We start from the raw sequence: 17,848 nt of genomic DNA, 5'->3' as shown, positions 1-17,848 counted from the left end.
ACACGGCCGATAATAACCAATGAGCGATACCACTATTCTCACCACACTGCACACCCATTTTGCTACCGCTGAATGGCCGCGTTTTGATGGCATAACAACACAGCAACACCAGTGCGTACTGGATCTCTATATAGCCCCTCAAATCACTTGGCTCACCGGCCACTTCCCGCAGCAACCGGTAGTCGCCGGCGTGGTGCAAACACATTGGGCGGGAGAGTTGGCAAAATTCCTGTTTGCTGTGGGCGATGAATTTATTCGCATCGACAATTTAAAATTCCAGCAAGTGATACTGCCGCAGCAACAATTGCAATTAACACTCGACTACAGTGAGACTGACGCTCACAGCGCCATTAAATTTCGCTACAGCCAGGGCGATATTATGTATTCCGAAGGCAAGCTGATCTTTCACCGCTTGCTCACTCCAGCGCAGTAATGCGCGCTGAACAGTCATCTAGGCCATGAACAGTAACCTGCTATGAATTGTTGTTTATTGATTCCACACTACAACCATGAGCGCCAATTTGTTGCGTTTTTACCGCAACTGGTGGCAACCGGTCTGCCGCTGATTGTGGTCGATGATGGCAGCCATGAGAGCAGTCGCACGCAGGTGGCTAGCGCACTGGCGCAGTATCCAAACACCTATTTTTTTACGCTGCAACGCAATCGCGGCAAGGGCGGCGCCGTCAAAGCCGGCGCCGTATTTGCGCGCAACCTGGGCTTTACTCACGCCTTACAAATCGATGCTGACGGCCAACACAATGTTGCCGATGTCGAAGCGTTTTTGCGCCTTGCACAGCAGCACCCGGACGCGATTATTTGTGGCAAACCGGTGTTTGATACCTCAGCCCCCAAAGCGCGTGTCTACGGTCGCAAGGTCACCGACTTTTGGGTCGCACTGGAAACCTTATCGCTGCGCATTAAAGATGGCTTGTGCGGTTTTCGCATTTACCCCTTAACACAAATTGAAAACGTCTTTGATCATTATTTTGTCGGCAACCGCATGGATTTTGATACCGAGTTGCTGGTGAAAGCGGTGTGGCTAAATACACCGTTGATTTTTATCAATACCAAGGTGATTTACCCCGAACAGAGTGTGTCGCACTTTAATTACCTGCGCGATAACTTGCTGCTGATCAAATTACACAGCCGTTTAATGCTTGGCATGTTAGTGCGTTTGCCGCTGCTGTTATGGCAGCGCGTGCGAGGCAAATAATGGAACTCAAACACGCGCCCCATAACGCCACCGGGCAACAAGCCCATTGGTCCAACCTACAGGAGTCAGGCACCATTCGTGGCATTCTATTTATGCTATGGTTACAGCGCGTATTTGGTCGCCGCTTTTTCAATGCCCTGCTCTATCCGGTGATGATTTATTTTTTTATGTTTAATCGCCGGGCACGTCAGGCTTCTCTCGAGTTTTTACAAACCCATGCCGCTAAATATCCCGATTACTGGCAGGGGAAATTACCCGGCTACCGCGATGTGTTTCGCCATATGTATTCATTTGGGCAATGTATTCTGGACAAACTGCTCGCCTGGAGTACGCCGATTCGCGAACAGGATTTTGAAATCGCCCAGGAGCCATTACTTGCCGAATTTATGGCAAAAACCACCGGCCAATTAATTATCGGTTCGCATTTGGGCAACCTGGAATACTGTCGCGGGTTTGTGCAGCGCTACAAAGCGCGCCGTATTAACGCTCTGGTTTACGATCAGCACTCCGCTAATTTTGTGGCGGCCATGCAAAAAATTAATCCGGAATCGCGCATTCACATTTATCAAGTCAATGAATTGGATATTCCGCTGATCCTGCAACTCAAAGCTAAAATCGAACAGGGCGAATGGTTATTTATCGCCGGAGATCGCATTCCTTTAAGCGGTGAAGCGCGCACCGTGACGGTGGATTTCCTCGGTCGCCCGGCGCAATTTCCTATTGGCCCTTATATGCTCGCCAAGGTGTTGCAATGCGAAGTGCAACTGATGTTTTCCTATCGCAAGGCACAGAAAATTTATTTTGAATTAGTCCCCTTTGCGCAGCAAGTCACACTGCCACGCAAAGACGGTGGCGCACAATTGCAAGCCTATGCCCAGCAATATGCCAGCGCCCTTGAACAGCAGGCGGCGCGCGCGCCATTACAATGGTTTAATTTTTATCCCTACTGGAGCAGCAGCCGGGCAGCAAACGAATCAGCCCACAAGCTGACGGCACAAGACTGAGTAAACAATGACAGAAGCCTGCCACATCGAGCCGCGCATTTATGAATTAATTCCACACCGTGAGCCCATGCTGCTCATTCACCGTGTGACTGAATTAGGGAATAACGTTTCTTGCACGGAAATTGATATCACCAAAGATTCATCATTTTTTATTCAGGGCAAAGGTGTGCCCAGCTGGATAGGCGTGGAGTACATGGGGCAAACCGCTGCATTAATTGCCGGCTACCAATTGGAGCAGGGCACAGTCGCGCCGCATTTAGGTTTGTTATTAGGCACACGTAAATACGAAGCATTTGTTCCCTATTTTCAGGAAGGCGATCAGCTGCAAGTGCGCTGTACAGAAATCGCCGTGGTTGGCGACAGCCTCGCCAATTTTCAATGTGACATTTTCAATCTGCGCGACAACAGCCGCTGCGCCTCGGCCAAATTATCCGTGTTTCGCAAACCGCTGCAGGAAGATGCACAACCCAATACATTAGCAACAGGAGCCGACGCGTGACAAAACGTGTTGCCATTACCGGTGCCGGTGCAATTTCGGCTTTGGGTCACGAGTGGAAAACCATTCGTGAAAATATTTTGCAATTAAAAAATCGTGTGCGTTACATGCACGAGTGGGATCAATACCCAGAGCTGCAAACTCGCCTCGCATCACCCGTTGATGATTTTGTCATGCCCGCGCACTACACCCTGAAAAAAAAGCGCGGCATGGGGCGTGTGGCACAAATGGCGGTGGCGGCAACGGAACAAGCGCTAATTAACGCCGGCTTATTTAAAGACCCGATTATCAGCAGCGATGCCACCGGCGTCGCCTACGGTTCAGCAACCGGCAGCAGTGAAGCGGCGATGGAATTTTTTAGCCTGCTTGAACATAAATCCATGGCGAAATTAAATGGCACTACCTACCTGCGCATGATGAGCCACTCCGCCGCAGTAAACATCAGCGTACTCTTTGGCACCAGCGGACGCATGTACACCACCAACAGCGCCTGCACCGCCGGCAGCCAGGGTATTGGTTTTGCCTATGAAGCGATTCGCAGCGGCCAACAAACCATTATGATTGCCGGCGGCGCTGAAGAACTCTGCCCCACCCAAGCCGCAGTGTTTGATACGGTTTATTCCGCGAGTTTAAAAAATGCCACGCCGGAATTATCGCCGCGCGCTTTTGATCCGCAACGCGATGGTTTGGTATTGGGCGAAGGTGCATGCACCTTAATTTTGGAAGACTGGGATCACGCCATCGCACGCGGCGCAAATATCCTGGCAGAAATTGTCGGCTTCGCTACCAATTGCGACGGCAGTCATTTAGTGCGCCCTAACCAAGCCACCATGGCAAAAGTCATGCAAAACAGTTTGCGTGACGCACAATTAAATCCCGAACAAATTGGTTACATCTCCGGTCACGGCACCGCCACAGTTCACGGCGACATTGCCGAATCACTCGCCACTCAGGAAATTATGGGTAGCAATATTCCATTCAGCAGCTTAAAAAGTTATATCGGCCACAGCCTCGGCGCCTGCGGCTCGCTGGAGGCATGGCTCGGCATAGAAATGATGAACGAAAACTGGTTCTCCCCCAACCTGAACCTGGACGAGATCGACGAGAACTGCGGCCAATTGGATTACATCCGCCATGAAGTACGAGAAATAAAAACGCAGTATTTTATGAGCAACAACTTTGCGTTTGGCGGGGTGAATACGTCACTGATTTTTAAGCGTGTATAGCCACTACACGCTTAAAAAGCCGCTCACCACAACCCCAAATCCCCCAGCAACTGCAGCGATAGCGCTTTGCGATAATCCTTCAGCGCCGCAAAATTTTCTGCCTCCATATACAGCGCAAAGGCCGCGACCGATTTTCCTTTGTTATCTTTAACATAACCTACATACCAGCCATTAAATGCACCATCGTTATTATTGGGGTCGATAGAACCGGCGCCAGTTTTGGCGTAGAGCGATAAATTGTTGTGTGTCTCTTGCAAGGCAATGGTTTCAAATAGCGCAACATTATTGGCGCTGATACCGCAGCCGTTTTTAAGCAAACAGGCGATAAAGTTGACTTGTTCTTGCGGGGAAATTGTTAATTGATTATTGAGCCAAAATTCATTGCTGCCCGGGGTAAATGTTTGGTTGCCGTAATGAAATCTTGCCAACCATTTTTTATAGTCGGCGGGTTTTATACGCGGGACCAGGGTTTTGTAGTACCACACGGCTGAATGTTTAAAAGCCGATGCCAGTGTGTGGGATTGTTTCCAGGTTTCTGGCCAGAAATTTTTGGCTGGGTATTTTTCTGGATCCCACTCAACACGTTCATCAACCGATTTCACCGCGCCGGTTTCCAGCGCAATTAAGCTGTGCGGAATTTTAAAGGTGGAATAAGGCCCGTGGCGCTCAGTCAGGCCCGCTTTATTGATATAGCGGCATTCGTTGCTGCGGTAATCCAACACCAAAAAAGTTACTTGTCGGGTGCCAATGTCGGCGCGGTAGGGGGTTGTATCAATAGGCTTGGCACTTTTGCAAACCTCCGCCGCACTGAGCAAAGGCATTAATAGCACCAAGGCAACAACAATTTTTATTTTCACTGATGATTTCTCCATTACTCATTTTTTAATCCAGAAAATATATTCTTCCAAACTGTTTGGCGCGTTTACAACAACCATTACGCCCCAAAAAAAACAATCACCGCTGATTGATTTAGCTCGCTCCAACATAAATACCAAGTAGATCACTCTGCCCCCGGTATTTCATCTGATTTTAACAATTGTTATCGCTATTCCAGCCAAAATCACTTGTATACAGGTTTGCTCGATCCCTAGTATGCCAAGCGGCAACCGATTCAAATATAAAAATAATTTTATAAAAATAAAAAAGAGACAGATGCATTCAACCCTCTACATCCGCTCGATGAATGGCAATAAGCAGTAGCAACGGTCAACTACCGTCACGGCGCTAACCGAACAAAACCCGGCTGGTGGCGCCATCCCTGTTGTAACCAATATTCATCTGCATGGAGGAATTTCTTATGCGTCTTCACAAAGCAAAGAGCCATCGCCTAATGGCTGTGCTCGGGTTGGGGTTAATGACCGCAACCTGGGGCACGGCAGCATCGGCGAGTTGTAGCTACACAATCACTAATGCCTGGGGCAGCGGTTTTACCGCGACTATCCGCGTCACTAACGATGGCGCCGCGGCGATTAACGGCTGGCAAGTCAATTGGGCCTACGGTAACAACACAGTCACTAATGCCTGGAACGCGCAGCTCAGCAGCGCAGGCAGCCGCAATTACAGCGCAACCAATCTCGGCTGGAACGGCAGTTTGCAGCCCGGTCAGTCGGCCGAGTTTGGCCTGCAGGGTGTCACCAACGGCGGCGCGCCGGAAAGGCCAACTATCTCCGGTGCACCCTGTGGTGCGGCGGCGAACTCCAGCGCCAGCAGCTCCTCCAGCATCAATTCCAGCATAGTCGCGAGCGCGGCCCGCTCATCAACGGCGTCCGTTACCAACAGCGTCAATATCGCTGGATTGGCGACAGCAACTACGTCTTATGTATCGCCCTGGGAAACCCTGCGCGCGGTAAACGATAACAGCAACCCCGCTAACTCCAATGACAAATCTGCCGGTGCCTATGGCAATTGGAATAACCCTAATTCCATTCAATGGGTGCAGTACGATTGGCCGCAACACTACGCCTTAAGTTCAACACAAATTTATTGGTTTGATGACAACGGCGGTGTATTAACACCCACGCGCGCTTATCTCGAATATTGGAACGGCAGCGGCTGGGTGAATGCGGGTAATGTGCCGCTGGCTAAAAATGCATTTAATACTGTGGCGTTGAACGGTGTTGTGACTAATCGCCTGCGCGTTTCTATGCTAAACACACAACAATCCACCGGTATTTTGGAATGGCGCGTTGCAGGCACTGCCGCGGGTGCAATTGCATCATCCAGCAGTAACTCCAGTAGCAGCGCGCCAAGTGTGGCGCAGTGCAGCGCTTACGACTGGCCGAAATACGAGCCGGATTTAAATTACGATTTCCGCACCGACTTTGGCCAAGTGGATACCAGCAAATTCAAGGTCTATAACGGTTGCCCTGCAAGCACCATCGCCGGGGTAAAAACCAAAGGGCGTTTTGCGTTTATTTGGGGACACAACCGCAATCCATCGATTACCGATGCAGATATAGATCGCGTGCTCACCAACCTGAATGAAGATGCCGACTACATCCACAATGTGATGGGTTGGCCGGTGGATAAACTGCAGCAGGAAGGCTACTTCAGCAATATCTACCTCTATGGTTCCGGCCTGTGCACTGACAGCGCCTCCAACACCGAACGCGGCGGTTGGCAAAGTGGTATTAATGGTTATCCGATGGTGCTGTTGTCTTACTACCCTGTTGTCACGCCAAGCGAACGCGGCGGCATTACGCACGAATTTATTCACACTATTATGGCGACCCGCGGTAACAAAGCGGCCTGGTTTAACGAGGGTGGCAACACCTGGTTGCAGATGAATTTGGAAGCCTCGCGCACCGGCAATTATGGCGTCGGATTTTTGGATGCAACCTCATTCCTCGCACCGCACATGCCCATCGAAAATTACAGCGGCTGGTTACAAGACGGCACTTTTGGTGGCCCGAATGCAGAGGGTGTTGATCGCCGTGTGAATGGCCAACAAATTTCCACCTGGCGCGAATACCTAGGCGGCAACCAATATAACGCCGCCTTCCCGCACTTCCTCGGTGTGCATGTTTCCAAAGGTGCGAATGCCTGGATTTGGGCCAAAGGGCCGCACAACCATATTCTGCGTTCACTCTCTGCCGGTGTAGGCGAGGAGCAAGTGCAGCGCATGATTATGGAGTTCCGCGCGCGTCAGGCGATGGTGGATTTCGGCCCCTGGTCTAACGCCTTTAAAGTACCGATTAATAATAACTGGGGCAGAACAATTAATGCCGAGCGAATCGATGGCGGCATTTTGCAAGATCCGGGCGCGCATCGTTTAACGTTTTATTCAGCCACCACGCAAGAAGGTACAACACTGGTGCCGAGCACAACCACGTTGCCGGGTTGGTCTGGCGCCAATCAGATTCCGTTAAAAGTTACTGGCAATAAAGTGCGTGTGAACTTCCAACCCATTGGCCAAAACATGCGTGTGCAATTGGCCTATCGCGCCGCAGATGGCAGTGCGGTTTACAGCAAACCTGTTGCCAGTGGTGAAGCTTGTTTGGATCTTACCAAAGCACCCAAAAATGGTGTTGTGGTCGCAGTGGTCAGCAATGTGGATCATCTGTACAACGGTGAAGAAACGCGCACGCGCAAACACGATTACCGTTTGCAATTAGTGGAAGGTGTGACCGGCACAGCGCCGCTGTACGACAAGTACTATCAATAAAAATATTGCTTCGGCCGATATAAAAACGGCGCAAGTGAAAGCTTGCGCCGTTTTTTATACAGAAGGTTTATTTATTTTTTACTCGTGGCGATAAAAAAATCCCACATCACATCATTTGCTGAAATCGCTGTTGAGGGTGGCTCACTGCCACGGGGTTTGGTGCCGCCCGGCCAGGAGTGCCCACCAGTATCGGTCACGCACAACTGCACTGCTACACCTGCGCGGCACCGCGAATACTGCTCACAATAAGCTCCCGGTTTTGTGAATACCGGTTGCGGTGTTGAACTGCAATGATTGAGTTTCACCCACTTGGCGATGGTATCCGGCACCGAAACAAAATCAGTTACTTTGGATTCATCGCGGAATTTTTTCCCGGCGCCGCCAGTAAACAATACCCGATCATCGTTTTTAGCGTGAATGTGCAACACAGAAATCGGCTTGGACGGCTGGCAATTAAGTGTGCCATCGGTGCCGGCCACTGCTGCAATAGCGGCGAAGGTATCCGCCATTTCGCAAGCAAGGCGATACGACATCATGCCGCCGTTTGACATACCGGTTGCAAAAATCATTTGGCGATTGATGTTCAATTCGCGCGTCACACGGCTAATTATTTCTCGCACAAATTCGACATCATTCATATTTTTATCGCGCGCATCGGCACAGCAGCTGCCGGCATTCCAGGTCGCAAAATTACCGGATTTAAATTTGCTGTAACCATTGGGGAATACCACCACAAAACCTTCGGCCTCCGCCTTGGAAAGCAAACCGTAATATTCATCCCTCGCCATATAATCCATATCGCCACCGCCGCCGTGAAAGGCTAAGACCAGAGGTGCAGGTTTGGATGTCTGATAAGTTTTGGGAACATAAATGCGATACCGACGGGTGAGGCCATCCTGTTTGAGTGAACGCACATAATCGCCCGGCTTTTGGATTCTTTCTGCTGTAGACGAATCCATCTGTTCCGGTTGACGCTCCGCTCTCCGCTCAGCAACACGCTGCTTGATCCGCTCGCGCAGAGTCGCATCACCATCGTCACTCTTCGCCACCACCAGTGGCGCCGACCACAAACAAAAAACCGCACAGAGTGCGGCGATACAGCAACGCAAGGAATTCATTGAAGCCGATAAAGTATTCATAAGAAACACCATGCATGATGTTGAAAAGATACTTTTAACCAACACAAGATTAACCGCAGCTGAGCAAAGCATTTGTTCTTTAAATCGCTACTCATCGGTTTGTTGTTTTACATCTTCATCCAAGCCATTAGCGCACTTAGTTACTCCGCTTTCGCCGGCGGCACATAGCCTTCTGCTTCGTCTACTTTTTCGCCGGACAAAAACTTTTCCATTTGTTCGGTTAAATAGACTTTGGTGCCCATGTCCATTACGTTTAAACGTTTTTCATTGATGAGCAGGGTTTGGTGGGCCATCCATTCTTGCCAGGCTTGTTTGGAAATGTTGTTGAATAAATCCATGCCTTTGGCGCCGGGGTATGGCGGCATATCCAAGCCTTCCATTTCTGCTTTGTATTTGCGGCAAAAAACCATTCTGGCCATAAATTTTCTCACTTTACTTTTTTTAGCGATTGACGTGCGTTTGGTTTAGCGGTTGATGTGCGTTTGGGCGCAGCACTGTGGCGCGGGTCAAGCTGGGCGATTTTTTCCAGCAACTTTTTAACCGGTGCCGCCAAACCCAGCGCACTGGGTTGATGGGGATTGTACCAGTGTGTGGTGGCTTCACCGATAGCGCGCGGGGCTTTGGCGAGCTGGATTAATACCGGGGTGATATCCAGATGGTAGTGACTAAAGGTGTGGCGATAAGTATTCCAGGTTTCCAGCGCAACCACTTTGCCGTAATGATGTTCGGCATATTCTTGTGCATCCGCCTCCAGCGCCAATTCAGGAAAACTCCAGAGACCACCCCAAATGCCTTGCGCCGGACGCTGCTGCAGCAATAAATCACCGGCGGGATTGCGCAGCATTAATAACTGTACGGTTTTTTCCGGTAGCGCTTTTTTCGGTTTTTTGCCGGGGTAATCCTGCGGGTTGCCTTGCGCATAGGCGATACAACCTTCGCGCAGTGGACACTGCTCGCATTTGGGTTTGCTGCGTGTGCAGAGTGTAGCGCCCATATCCATCATGGCTTGGGTGTAGTGATTGGCGCGTTTTTTGGGTGTGTAGGTTTCGGCAATTTCCCACAGTTGATTGACCACATCGCTCTGCCCCGGCCAGCCTTCTACTGCGTGGTAGCGCGCGAGCACCCGTTTCACATTGCCATCCAAAATAGCGGCGCGCTGCCCAAAGGCGATACTCACAATTGCACCGGCGGTGGAGCGACCTATGCCGGGTAATTCAGCCAGCGCTTCCACTGTCGCGGGAAATTCTCCGCCGTATTGATTCACCACCTGCTGCGCACATTTGTGCAAATTGCGCGCGCGGGCGTAGTAACCCAACCCCGTCCATAAATGCAGCACCTCATCAATTGGCGCAGCGGCGAGCGATTGCACACTGGGAAATTGCGCGATAAATCGTTCGAAATAGGGAATCACCGTAGTGACCTGGGTTTGCTGCAACATAATTTCTGACAGCCACACACGATAGGCGCTGATGTCCTGTTGCCAGGGCAAATGTTTGCGCCCGTATTGATCAAACCATTTCAATACGCGACGGGAAAAATCCTGGTTTATCGATAATTCGCTGGTCATAGGTTGGGGAACATATCTCTGTAATAAACGGGGTGAGCTGGCGCAGGATGCAAGCCATAGAACTATGGTGTGAGTGTACCACTGCGCCCATAGCCGGGCGCAGTGGTATAGCGATTGCAGTGATTGATCCAGATAGTAGGTAACACAATGTTATGCAGCAAAATATGCGCATAACGTATCGAACAAAAAGCTATTCAGCAGCTGCTTCAGTGGCGCTGGAGGATGCTGCCGCCGAAGCAGGCGTTTTAAACAGTTTGTTTTGCAGTTTATTGATTAACTCCTGTTTCTTTTCTTCCACCTGCTGCTTCACTTCCTGTTTTTTCGCTTCGACTTTTTGCTCGGCTTCTTCAATTTTAGCGCCGTGTTTTTCGCGCAGTTTGTACTCGGCAAAATCCTTGGTTAAATCGCCCAGTGCACTCTTGTCAAAACCACAATCTTTCACCGGATCCAGTGCGCCAACACTGCCTTTGCAGCGCAGCAACGAGAGACCGCGATCCACCCAATAATTAGTGGTGCCCAGGCTACAACCTTTGAGTTGTGCCGCGGCACTGGCGGAGGCGATTTTAATCGGCAATTTAAATTCGTATTGGTCGTTCGCCAGATTAATTTGACCGGTACTGGCCAGCAATAATTGCGATACGCCCGCGTTGAAACTGTTGAGGCTAATCACTTGGTCGCGCCAGACGATATTGCCGTCCAACTGACGCATTTCGGTAAAGGCGTCCCAGGTTACTTGTTCCTGATTTTGCGTCACCAAATTCACCAGCTTACAAAATTGCTCTTCAATATTGAGCGGCGCCAAACGCACCTGCGCGCCGGAAAAATTGGCGGTGCTGTTCATGGACGCCATTAACTGATTAACCGTAGCGCCCTGCGCCGCACCTTGGGTATTGGCCTGAAGCGCGCCGGAGAGCGATATTTTTTCATCCATCTGCAAATCTTTTAACAGTGGTGCCAATTCAAAACCTTGCACCGCGCCATCAAAATTGAGTGCGGCTTTATCGCTGCGCGCATCGGTTTTGCTAGTGAATTTCACCTCGCCCTGGTAAGCCTTAGCCGTGAGGTTTTGATCCACCACACCATTTTTAGCATTCACTGTGAGCAGAATATTTTCCAGCGCCATTTGTTTGATGATCATGCGCTGCAAAGCAAACTTTGCATTCAGATTTAACGCGCGAATCGCTTCCAGCGGCAAGGGGGTATCTTCCTGCGCGGCGGTGGATTCTGTGGCTTCCGTGTCACTGGGCGGCGGCAAATAATCATCAACGTTAATACTGTCGCCTTTGAGATCCACCTTGAGCGCGGAGGTAGCGAGATCGGTAATTGCCAGAGCGCCATCAAAACGGGTTTTATCCAATTGCAGCACCAGATTCGTTAATTGCACTTGCTGGTCATTGCCATCAATCGCCGCCGAAAAGCTGAACTGTGTTAAGGCATCGCTATTGGCGGTTTCCAATTCAGTGCCGAGCGCGGCGAGCAGCCCGCGCAGGTTGGTTTCTTTTACCCTGAGCTGGCCTTTGTACGCGGGTTTGTTTTGCACATCACTCAGCGCCATTTGATAGCCAAGTACCAAAGGCGCGGCCTTGCCCACTCCCAATTGCAATTCGCCATCGCTCAGGGTGATGTCACTCAGCTGGGCATTCAGGCTCAGGGTATTGTTGAGGGCGATATCCAACAGCAGCGGCGCCGCTCCGTCTTGCGCCATTTCCACGTTCAGCGCGAGGGTCAATGGAAAAGGCTCGGCGCGGGTATTCACGTCAGTCAGGTGCAAATTAATAGCGCGCAGTGCCAGTGTCTGGCCGCTCTGGGCATCGCTGTAATTCACCTGCGAATTGGTGAGGCTGATGTCCTGGATATCCAGAGTTAAATCCGCAGCGGGGTCAGTGGATGTTTCGGCGGTGGCAGGTTTGGCATCGCCGTTGGTATCCGTTTTGGTGAGCGCCTCCCAATTACCTGTGCCGGTTTTATCCACCGCCAGATTAATGCGTGCACCATCCACCAACAGGTGATCGACCTGGAAATCCCCCGAGAACAAAGGCATTAACTTCAACAGCAAACTGGCGCGGGTTAATTCCGCCAGCGGTTGTTGCGGTGTGGCTAGCGCCACCACACTCAGGTCATTAATTTCCACCCCAATACTGGGCCAGAGGTTCCAACCCAAATCGCCTTTGATGGAGAGGGCAATGCCCTGCTCCTTGGCGGCGTTTTCGATGTGCGGTTTAAAACGATTCACATCCACCAGCAGGACCAGCGCGAGCACAGCAATCACTGGCACGGCGATAAGGGCGAGCAGTATTTTTCCCACCGTTTTCATAGGGACTCCTTGTTAATTAGCAAAAGAAAAAGTGGTCACAATCTTGACCTGCGGGCGCGGGCGGGGTTCCACTGAAAATCCCCGCGCAGCACCTCAATGAAATGAAATCAGGAGGGATCGGCCAAACGCAAACCGCTGATATCGGGGTTTAGTGGCTGTACTTTAGGTTTTAACTGCCCCAAATCGCTGCCGGCGGGTGCCAAACCAAAATCGACCGGCCCTACCGCGACTGGCACCACCAGCGGCCGCTCTTCGGCGCGCAGTAAATCGGCGCCGGCCTCGGCGATTTCCCAATCCAGCTCTATGTCTAATTGGGCCAGGGGCAAGTGATTTTCATCCGCCAGGGTTGCGCCCAACTCCGCCACTTCCAGCTTGGGCACAGTGACCTGTGCGATTGGCGGCGGGGCCACTTCGCTGGCATCCAACAGATTGCCGCTTTGGGCGCGCAGGCTCAGGCCGGAGATATCCACCGCTACCGGTGGCGGCGCGGCAGGGCGTTGCGCAGCGGGCAATAAATCTGCACCCGCCGGGGCAATCGACCAAACAGGCGCCAACGGAGCAGGGCTGGGTGATGACGCGGCGACCGGCGCCGGTGCGTTAGTGCTACTCGCATCGATATTGACCCTGGGGCGCGCTACCGGCGGCTGTTGGGATGGTGCCGAGGCAGGCGCGGATGGCGCGCTGACACAGACCTCTACCTGCGCCCCCGCTTTGATCAGCACCTCGCGGTACTTGTTGGCCGTGGCCTCATCCAGCTTGCGCTTGAGCGGCACAGGGCGCCCGGTAAAGAGTGCGTCAACCTTGGCTGCATCCACTTTAAACAGCTGCTGCAGCTTGAGTTTTACCTCAGCCAGCTGATGCCCAAAAACTATGTCGCCGCGAAAAATAATGTCGTATTCAGGAGTGCTCATGGGATGAATCCTGTAGCTGGGGATGCAGGCAATAATAGCATTGCCGCTTTGTTCAGGCTGACGTGTGCAACCGCAGCGGGATTGGCATTAACAACAGCGATAACCAGTGCACAGAATGTAACCAATTAGTCTTAACGACCACTGGCAGCCAGCGGTTGGCGCAACCATACTTTTAACCTGACCACTCAGGGAGTAATAACGCTATGCTGCCCTTTATTGACAAAAAACTGCAGGACAACCGCTACACCGGCGATCAGCTGACGAGCCCACACGGCAACGCGCGCATCAAGGTGGAGCAGGACATCAGTTTTCTCACCGACCGCATTGCGGCGATGAAATTGCAGCCGCGCCCCAATCTCATGTTGATCGAGCACTATGAGTCCATGCTCAAAAGCCGCGAGTCGGTGCTCAAATGGTTGATGGATGGCTGCGACGATGAAACCAGCAGCCTGCCCGACAAACGCAGCGCCTGACTTGGTTGCCACGCGGGCAAGTACTAAATGAGTGACGAGGGGTCATCGCCCAAGCGGTGATCCATGTCCAGCGCAGGCGATTCACCTTTAGGTCGCCCAATGGGTTTGGCCGGCACTCCGGCTACGGTTGTGTGTGGCGCGACTGCATCCAGCACTACACTGCCCGCGCCGATTTTTGCGCCCTCACCAATTTCAATATTGCCTAAAATTTTGGCCCCAACGCCAATCAACACGCCGCGCCGGATTTTAGGGTGGCGGTCTGTTTTGACACAGCCACTGCCACCCAGCGTGACGCTGTGCAGCATGGATACATCATCTTCTATCACGGTTGTTTCACCAATCACCACACCTGTGGCATGGTCCACCATAATGCCCTGACCTATGCGCGCGCCCGGGTGGATGTCCACATCAAAGGCTTCCGAAATTTGATTCTGGAAATACAGCGCCAGGGCGTTGCGCCCTTGCTGCCATAACCAGTGGGCAATGCGCCAGGATTGCAGAGCGTGATAGCCCTTAAAAAATAAAAACGGCATGGAAAATTTATTGCACGCCGGATCGCGCTCGCGGTGAGCGCGAATATCGGCGCGCATCGCCTGCTCGATGCTCGCATCGGCATGCATCGCCTCGGCAAATACATCGCGCAACATCATCGCCGGCAGCGCCTGACTGTCCAATTTATTGGCAAGATGAAAACTGATTGCCGCCGCAAACGACGCGTGATTCAAAATAGTGGCGTGATAAAAACTTGCGAGCACCGGTTCATCTTTGCTCGCCTGTTTTGCCTCGGCGCGAATCTCTTGCCACACATCCAGATCGGGCGGAAAAATTGCCCCTGCAGATTGCATTACCATGCTTAAGCCTGTTTCAAAATTAATGGCATTAATTCATCCATCGAAAAAAATACAGTCGCACCCAGCGCGCGCATATCATTCACCAAACAATTGTCGCTGCCATCGTGATTCGGCGGGCAATAACCCAAGGGACGCATGCCGGCCGCTACGGCGGCTTGAATACCGGTAAGCGAATCTTCCACCACAATTGCTTCAGTGGCCGGAACGCCGAGCGTTTTTGCCGCGTGTAAAAATAAATCCGGCGCGGGTTTGCCGCGGGTGACATCTTCAAAGCTGAAAACGCGCCCCTGCACATAAGGCATGATGCCGGTTTTGTTCAAGGTCATACGCATTTTTTCATGCTTGCCGTTGGAGGCCACACAAAACGGAATTTGCTGCGCGCGCAAATCATCCAGCACCGCCATCACCCCAGCAACTGGCTCAAGCTGCTGCTCGCACACCACCAGGGTTTGCAATTGCACATGGCGCCAAAACTGCGCCCCCCGCTCGGCTTTTTCACTGTCCGTTAAAGAGTTCCAATCAGCTGCCGTGGCCAATTCATCGGTGATCATGCGAATACAATCCGCCACCGATTTGCCGCGATAAGTTTCCAAAATATAGTCCAGGCTGCGCTCGACACCGACCTCTTTCAAACAGTCCACGGACACCTGCGCCGAGATAATCTCGCTGTCCACCAACACACCATCACAATCAAAAATAACCAGCATGAATACCTCGCACTGCTGCAACACTTTCTATTACAAAAAAATTTACCGCCACATTATTAATGCTGTTGCTGTGCCGGGTAGGGAATTTTTATTAGCAAGACCAAACCGGCAATTAAAAATACCAACAAAGCAGCCATACCTATGCGCGCTGAATCGGTGTAGAGCGTTAATGTCGCCACCGCCATAGGCGCCAAGAAAGCGGTGGCACGACCAGATAATGCATAGAGCCCAAAATAGCGCCCCGCTTCATCGACACCCACACTGCGCGCTAAATAGGCGCGCGACGATGCTTGCACCGGGCCAAAGGCGATGCCAATTAATAATCCGAAGGCGATATAAATTTTTTCGGCGCCGGTTGCAAATAAACCGCCGTTATCAACATTCGACAATGACCATAAACCAAACAGCGAATAGCCAGGCCCGGTGGACACTATGCCCAGAGTCGCCACCAGCAAGCACAACAAACTCAGCAGCACTACCACCTTGGAACCGAGCTGCGCATCCAGGCGCCCGGCATAGGCGCAACCGCCAATCGCTACCAGCAGCAACAAAATACCGTAGATGCCCATTTCAATCGTCTGCCAGCCAAACATGCTGGCAGCAAAAGTGCCGCCCAAGGCCAACAAGCCATTTACCCCATCCTGATACAACATGCGCGCCAGTAAAAAGCGCATCAAGGCTTTGCGCTGCCAGGCCTCGGCCAGTGTCGCTTTCAATTCGCGCAAGGTACTGCCAACAGCACTGGACAAAGACACGCCGCGACTGGCATCCGGGGTAAATAAAAACATAGGCACAATAAAAATGAGATACCAGAGTGCGGCGTAAGGGCCTGTGATGCGCGCATCCTCCCCCTGGGTTGCATCAAGGCCAAACAGGGGCTTAATCCCCAGCAGCGTTTTGCCCGTGTCAGGGTTGCCCGCCAGGAGCAGCAATACACTGAACAACACCACCAAACCACCGAGATAACCAAGCCCCCAGGCGAGATTGGAAACGCGGCCTATGTCCTGCGGGGCGATTAAACGCGGCATCATCGAATCGTTAAATAAAATCGAAAATTCAGCGGCGACCATCGCACAGACAACACACAACATGGGCAGCCATAACGCAGAGCCGGGCGACGCAAACCAGAGCAGCGACAAGGCGATAATTTTGATCAACGCAAAAAAAGCAATCCAGCGTTTGCGTGCGCCGGTGGCATCGGCCACCGCCCCCAAAACCGGTGCCAGCAGCGCGATAATGGCGCCGGCAATCGTCACGGTATAACCCCAGGCTGCCTGCCCTTGAACTGCATCCTCCGCCAAGCGCGAAACAAAATAAGGCCCAAAAATAAAGGTGATAACCACCGTAAAAAATGGCTGGGCCGCCCAATCAAATAACATCCAGGAACGAATGGCGCGCTTGGATGCAGGCGGCGAAGCTAATCCAGAGTCAGTCAAAAAATATTCCCCGTTTTTTATGAATAGTTGTCATTCATCAGCGATAGCAATAAAGCGCTGATAAATCTCAGCCAGGTTGTCCAGCACCGTTGTTTTTAATTGCAGATCAGTGGCAAGCAATTGCTCGCGCAACAATTCTTCATTGAATTGCCGCGCCAATTGATTCGCCAGCGGCGCATAACTTAAATGCCATGGTTCAGGCGCAATACCACCACGATCCACAGCGTAGGGGCGAAAAAAATCACAGCCCTCTGTTTGCAATTCTTCGTTTAACCAGCGATGAAATTCCGCAAAAGGACCATCGCCCTGCGTCTCGGCCACCGTCAGCTGCAATTGATAATCGGGCGCCATCCGCGAGCCATCGTAAACATCAACATCGGTTCCCCAGTGATGACGCGAAGCGCCGGGCAGCGCAGACCATCGCAAAATAGCGAAGACCAACTCGCGCTCGCTCATGCAAGTCACATCCAGCGGTGCACCCTGGCTATCCAGCACCGGGCGCAACCCCAGCGCTTTGTTATTCCAGATCAAACGCTGGCGCTCAAAGCTGCGATAACTGCTGGCAATGCGCAACTCAAAACCCGCAACAGCGGCACGTGTTTGCAGCGCCAACAGTGGTGCTGCAATTGCACTGTGCACCCGGCAGTGTAATTGCGGCAGTTCCACTAATTCGCGCTCATCCAAACCCAGTAATAATTGTTTCATCAACACCTGCATAATTTAATGACCAGAATACTCCACAGCAGATATGGGTTTTATGTTGAACCGCATGCAAAAGTGGTTAATTTATAACGCTTTTTTTGCTCAGCCTGCGGCAAAAAGAATTGCACGACCCAATCAAGCCTGT

General features: G+C 51.7%; 17 protein-coding genes. 7 read left to right on the top strand and 10 right to left on the bottom strand.

Features of this window, described 5'->3' with window-relative positions; translation table 11 throughout:
- Window positions 1-19 precede the first annotated feature (19 nt).
- The 5 genes from ACFODX_RS09490 to ACFODX_RS09470 are packed head-to-tail and all read left to right on the top strand — an operon-like array spanning window position 20 to window position 3,939.
- Window positions 20-433, top strand: a complete 414-nt coding sequence (locus ACFODX_RS09490; protein WP_378118445.1) for an ApeI family dehydratase — start codon at window positions 20-22, stop codon at window positions 431-433.
- A 42-nt stretch (window positions 434-475) separates the two neighbouring features.
- Window positions 476-1,213, top strand: coding sequence for a glycosyltransferase family 2 protein (locus tag ACFODX_RS09485; protein ID WP_378118443.1), 738 nt, complete (start codon window positions 476-478; stop codon window positions 1,211-1,213).
- The gene (locus ACFODX_RS09480) at window positions 1,213-2,217 is read left to right on the top strand and encodes an LpxL/LpxP family acyltransferase (RefSeq protein WP_378118441.1); all 1,005 of its coding nucleotides are present in this window, start codon (window positions 1,213-1,215) and stop codon (window positions 2,215-2,217) included. Before ACFODX_RS09485 ends, ACFODX_RS09480 begins: the two co-directional genes overlap by 1 nt.
- 7 nt (window positions 2,218-2,224) lie before the next feature.
- Window positions 2,225-2,716: an ApeP family dehydratase gene (locus tag ACFODX_RS09475; protein ID WP_378118439.1), complete on the top strand. Its 492-nt coding sequence runs from the start codon at window positions 2,225-2,227 to the stop codon at window positions 2,714-2,716.
- Window positions 2,713-3,939, top strand: a complete 1,227-nt coding sequence (locus ACFODX_RS09470) for a beta-ketoacyl-ACP synthase (RefSeq protein ID WP_378118437.1) — start codon at window positions 2,713-2,715, stop codon at window positions 3,937-3,939. Before ACFODX_RS09475 ends, ACFODX_RS09470 begins: the two co-directional genes overlap by 4 nt.
- A gap of 23 nt (window positions 3,940-3,962) precedes the next feature.
- On the opposite strand, the gene ACFODX_RS09465 is transcribed toward ACFODX_RS09470, so the two are convergent.
- Window positions 3,963-4,811, bottom strand: a complete 849-nt coding sequence (locus ACFODX_RS09465; protein ID WP_378118434.1) for a penicillin-binding transpeptidase domain-containing protein — start codon at window positions 4,809-4,811, stop codon at window positions 3,963-3,965.
- A gap of 425 nt (window positions 4,812-5,236) precedes the next feature.
- On the opposite strand from ACFODX_RS09465, the gene ACFODX_RS09460 reads away from it, so the two are divergent.
- Window positions 5,237-7,603, top strand: coding sequence for a cellulose-binding domain-containing protein (locus tag ACFODX_RS09460; protein ID WP_378118432.1), 2,367 nt, complete (start codon window positions 5,237-5,239; stop codon window positions 7,601-7,603).
- A 71-nt stretch (window positions 7,604-7,674) separates the two neighbouring features.
- Here ACFODX_RS09460 and ACFODX_RS09455 read toward each other — a convergent pair whose 3' ends face one another.
- From ACFODX_RS09455 to ACFODX_RS09435, 5 genes are all read right to left on the bottom strand, one after another.
- On the bottom strand, window positions 7,675-8,742 hold the full coding sequence (locus tag ACFODX_RS09455; protein WP_378118430.1) for an extracellular catalytic domain type 1 short-chain-length polyhydroxyalkanoate depolymerase: 1,068 nt from the start codon (window positions 8,740-8,742) through the stop codon (window positions 7,675-7,677).
- A 140-nt stretch (window positions 8,743-8,882) separates the two neighbouring features.
- A complete protein-coding gene (locus ACFODX_RS09450) occupies window positions 8,883-9,161 on the bottom strand; it encodes an oxidative damage protection protein (RefSeq protein ID WP_378118428.1) in 279 nt (92 codons plus the stop codon).
- An 8-nt stretch (window positions 9,162-9,169) separates the two neighbouring features.
- Window positions 9,170-10,309 (bottom strand): A/G-specific adenine glycosylase, encoded by a 1,140-nt coding sequence (mutY, locus tag ACFODX_RS09445; protein ID WP_378118426.1) that lies wholly within the window; start codon window positions 10,307-10,309, stop codon window positions 9,170-9,172.
- Between the two features lie 190 nt (window positions 10,310-10,499).
- Window positions 10,500-12,623 (bottom strand): AsmA family protein, encoded by a 2,124-nt coding sequence (locus ACFODX_RS09440; protein WP_378118424.1) that lies wholly within the window; start codon window positions 12,621-12,623, stop codon window positions 10,500-10,502.
- A 107-nt stretch (window positions 12,624-12,730) separates the two neighbouring features.
- The gene (locus ACFODX_RS09435) at window positions 12,731-13,534 is read right to left on the bottom strand and encodes a hypothetical protein (RefSeq protein ID WP_378118422.1); all 804 of its coding nucleotides are present in this window, start codon (window positions 13,532-13,534) and stop codon (window positions 12,731-12,733) included.
- A 203-nt stretch (window positions 13,535-13,737) separates the two neighbouring features.
- On the opposite strand from ACFODX_RS09435, the gene ACFODX_RS09430 reads away from it, so the two are divergent.
- Window positions 13,738-14,007, top strand: a complete 270-nt coding sequence (locus ACFODX_RS09430; RefSeq protein WP_378118420.1) for a hypothetical protein — start codon at window positions 13,738-13,740, stop codon at window positions 14,005-14,007.
- 23 nt (window positions 14,008-14,030) lie between these two features.
- On the opposite strand, the gene cysE is transcribed toward ACFODX_RS09430, so the two are convergent.
- The 4 genes from cysE to ACFODX_RS09410 are packed head-to-tail and all read right to left on the bottom strand — an operon-like array spanning window position 14,031 to window position 17,706.
- Window positions 14,031-14,858 (bottom strand): serine O-acetyltransferase, encoded by an 828-nt coding sequence (gene cysE / locus ACFODX_RS09425; protein ID WP_378118418.1) that lies wholly within the window; start codon window positions 14,856-14,858, stop codon window positions 14,031-14,033.
- 2 nt (window positions 14,859-14,860) lie between these two features.
- Window positions 14,861-15,565: an HAD family hydrolase gene (locus ACFODX_RS09420; protein WP_378118416.1), complete on the bottom strand. Its 705-nt coding sequence runs from the start codon at window positions 15,563-15,565 to the stop codon at window positions 14,861-14,863.
- A 56-nt stretch (window positions 15,566-15,621) separates the two neighbouring features.
- The gene (locus ACFODX_RS09415; RefSeq protein ID WP_378118414.1) at window positions 15,622-17,001 is read right to left on the bottom strand and encodes an MFS transporter; all 1,380 of its coding nucleotides are present in this window, start codon (window positions 16,999-17,001) and stop codon (window positions 15,622-15,624) included.
- Window positions 17,002-17,031: 30 nt separating this feature from the next.
- Complete coding sequence (locus tag ACFODX_RS09410; protein ID WP_378118413.1) at window positions 17,032-17,706, bottom strand: M15 family metallopeptidase; 675 nt, start codon at window positions 17,704-17,706, stop codon at window positions 17,032-17,034.
- Between the last annotated feature and the right edge of the window lie 142 nt (window positions 17,707-17,848).

It is taken from the genome of Cellvibrio fontiphilus (genome assembly GCF_042646205.1).
In the GTDB taxonomy this organism is placed as follows: Bacteria; Pseudomonadota; Gammaproteobacteria; order Pseudomonadales; family Cellvibrionaceae; genus Cellvibrio; species Cellvibrio fontiphilus_A.
Note: the sequence above shows the minus strand (reverse complement) of the source record. Positions and strands in the feature narration are given on the sequence as shown.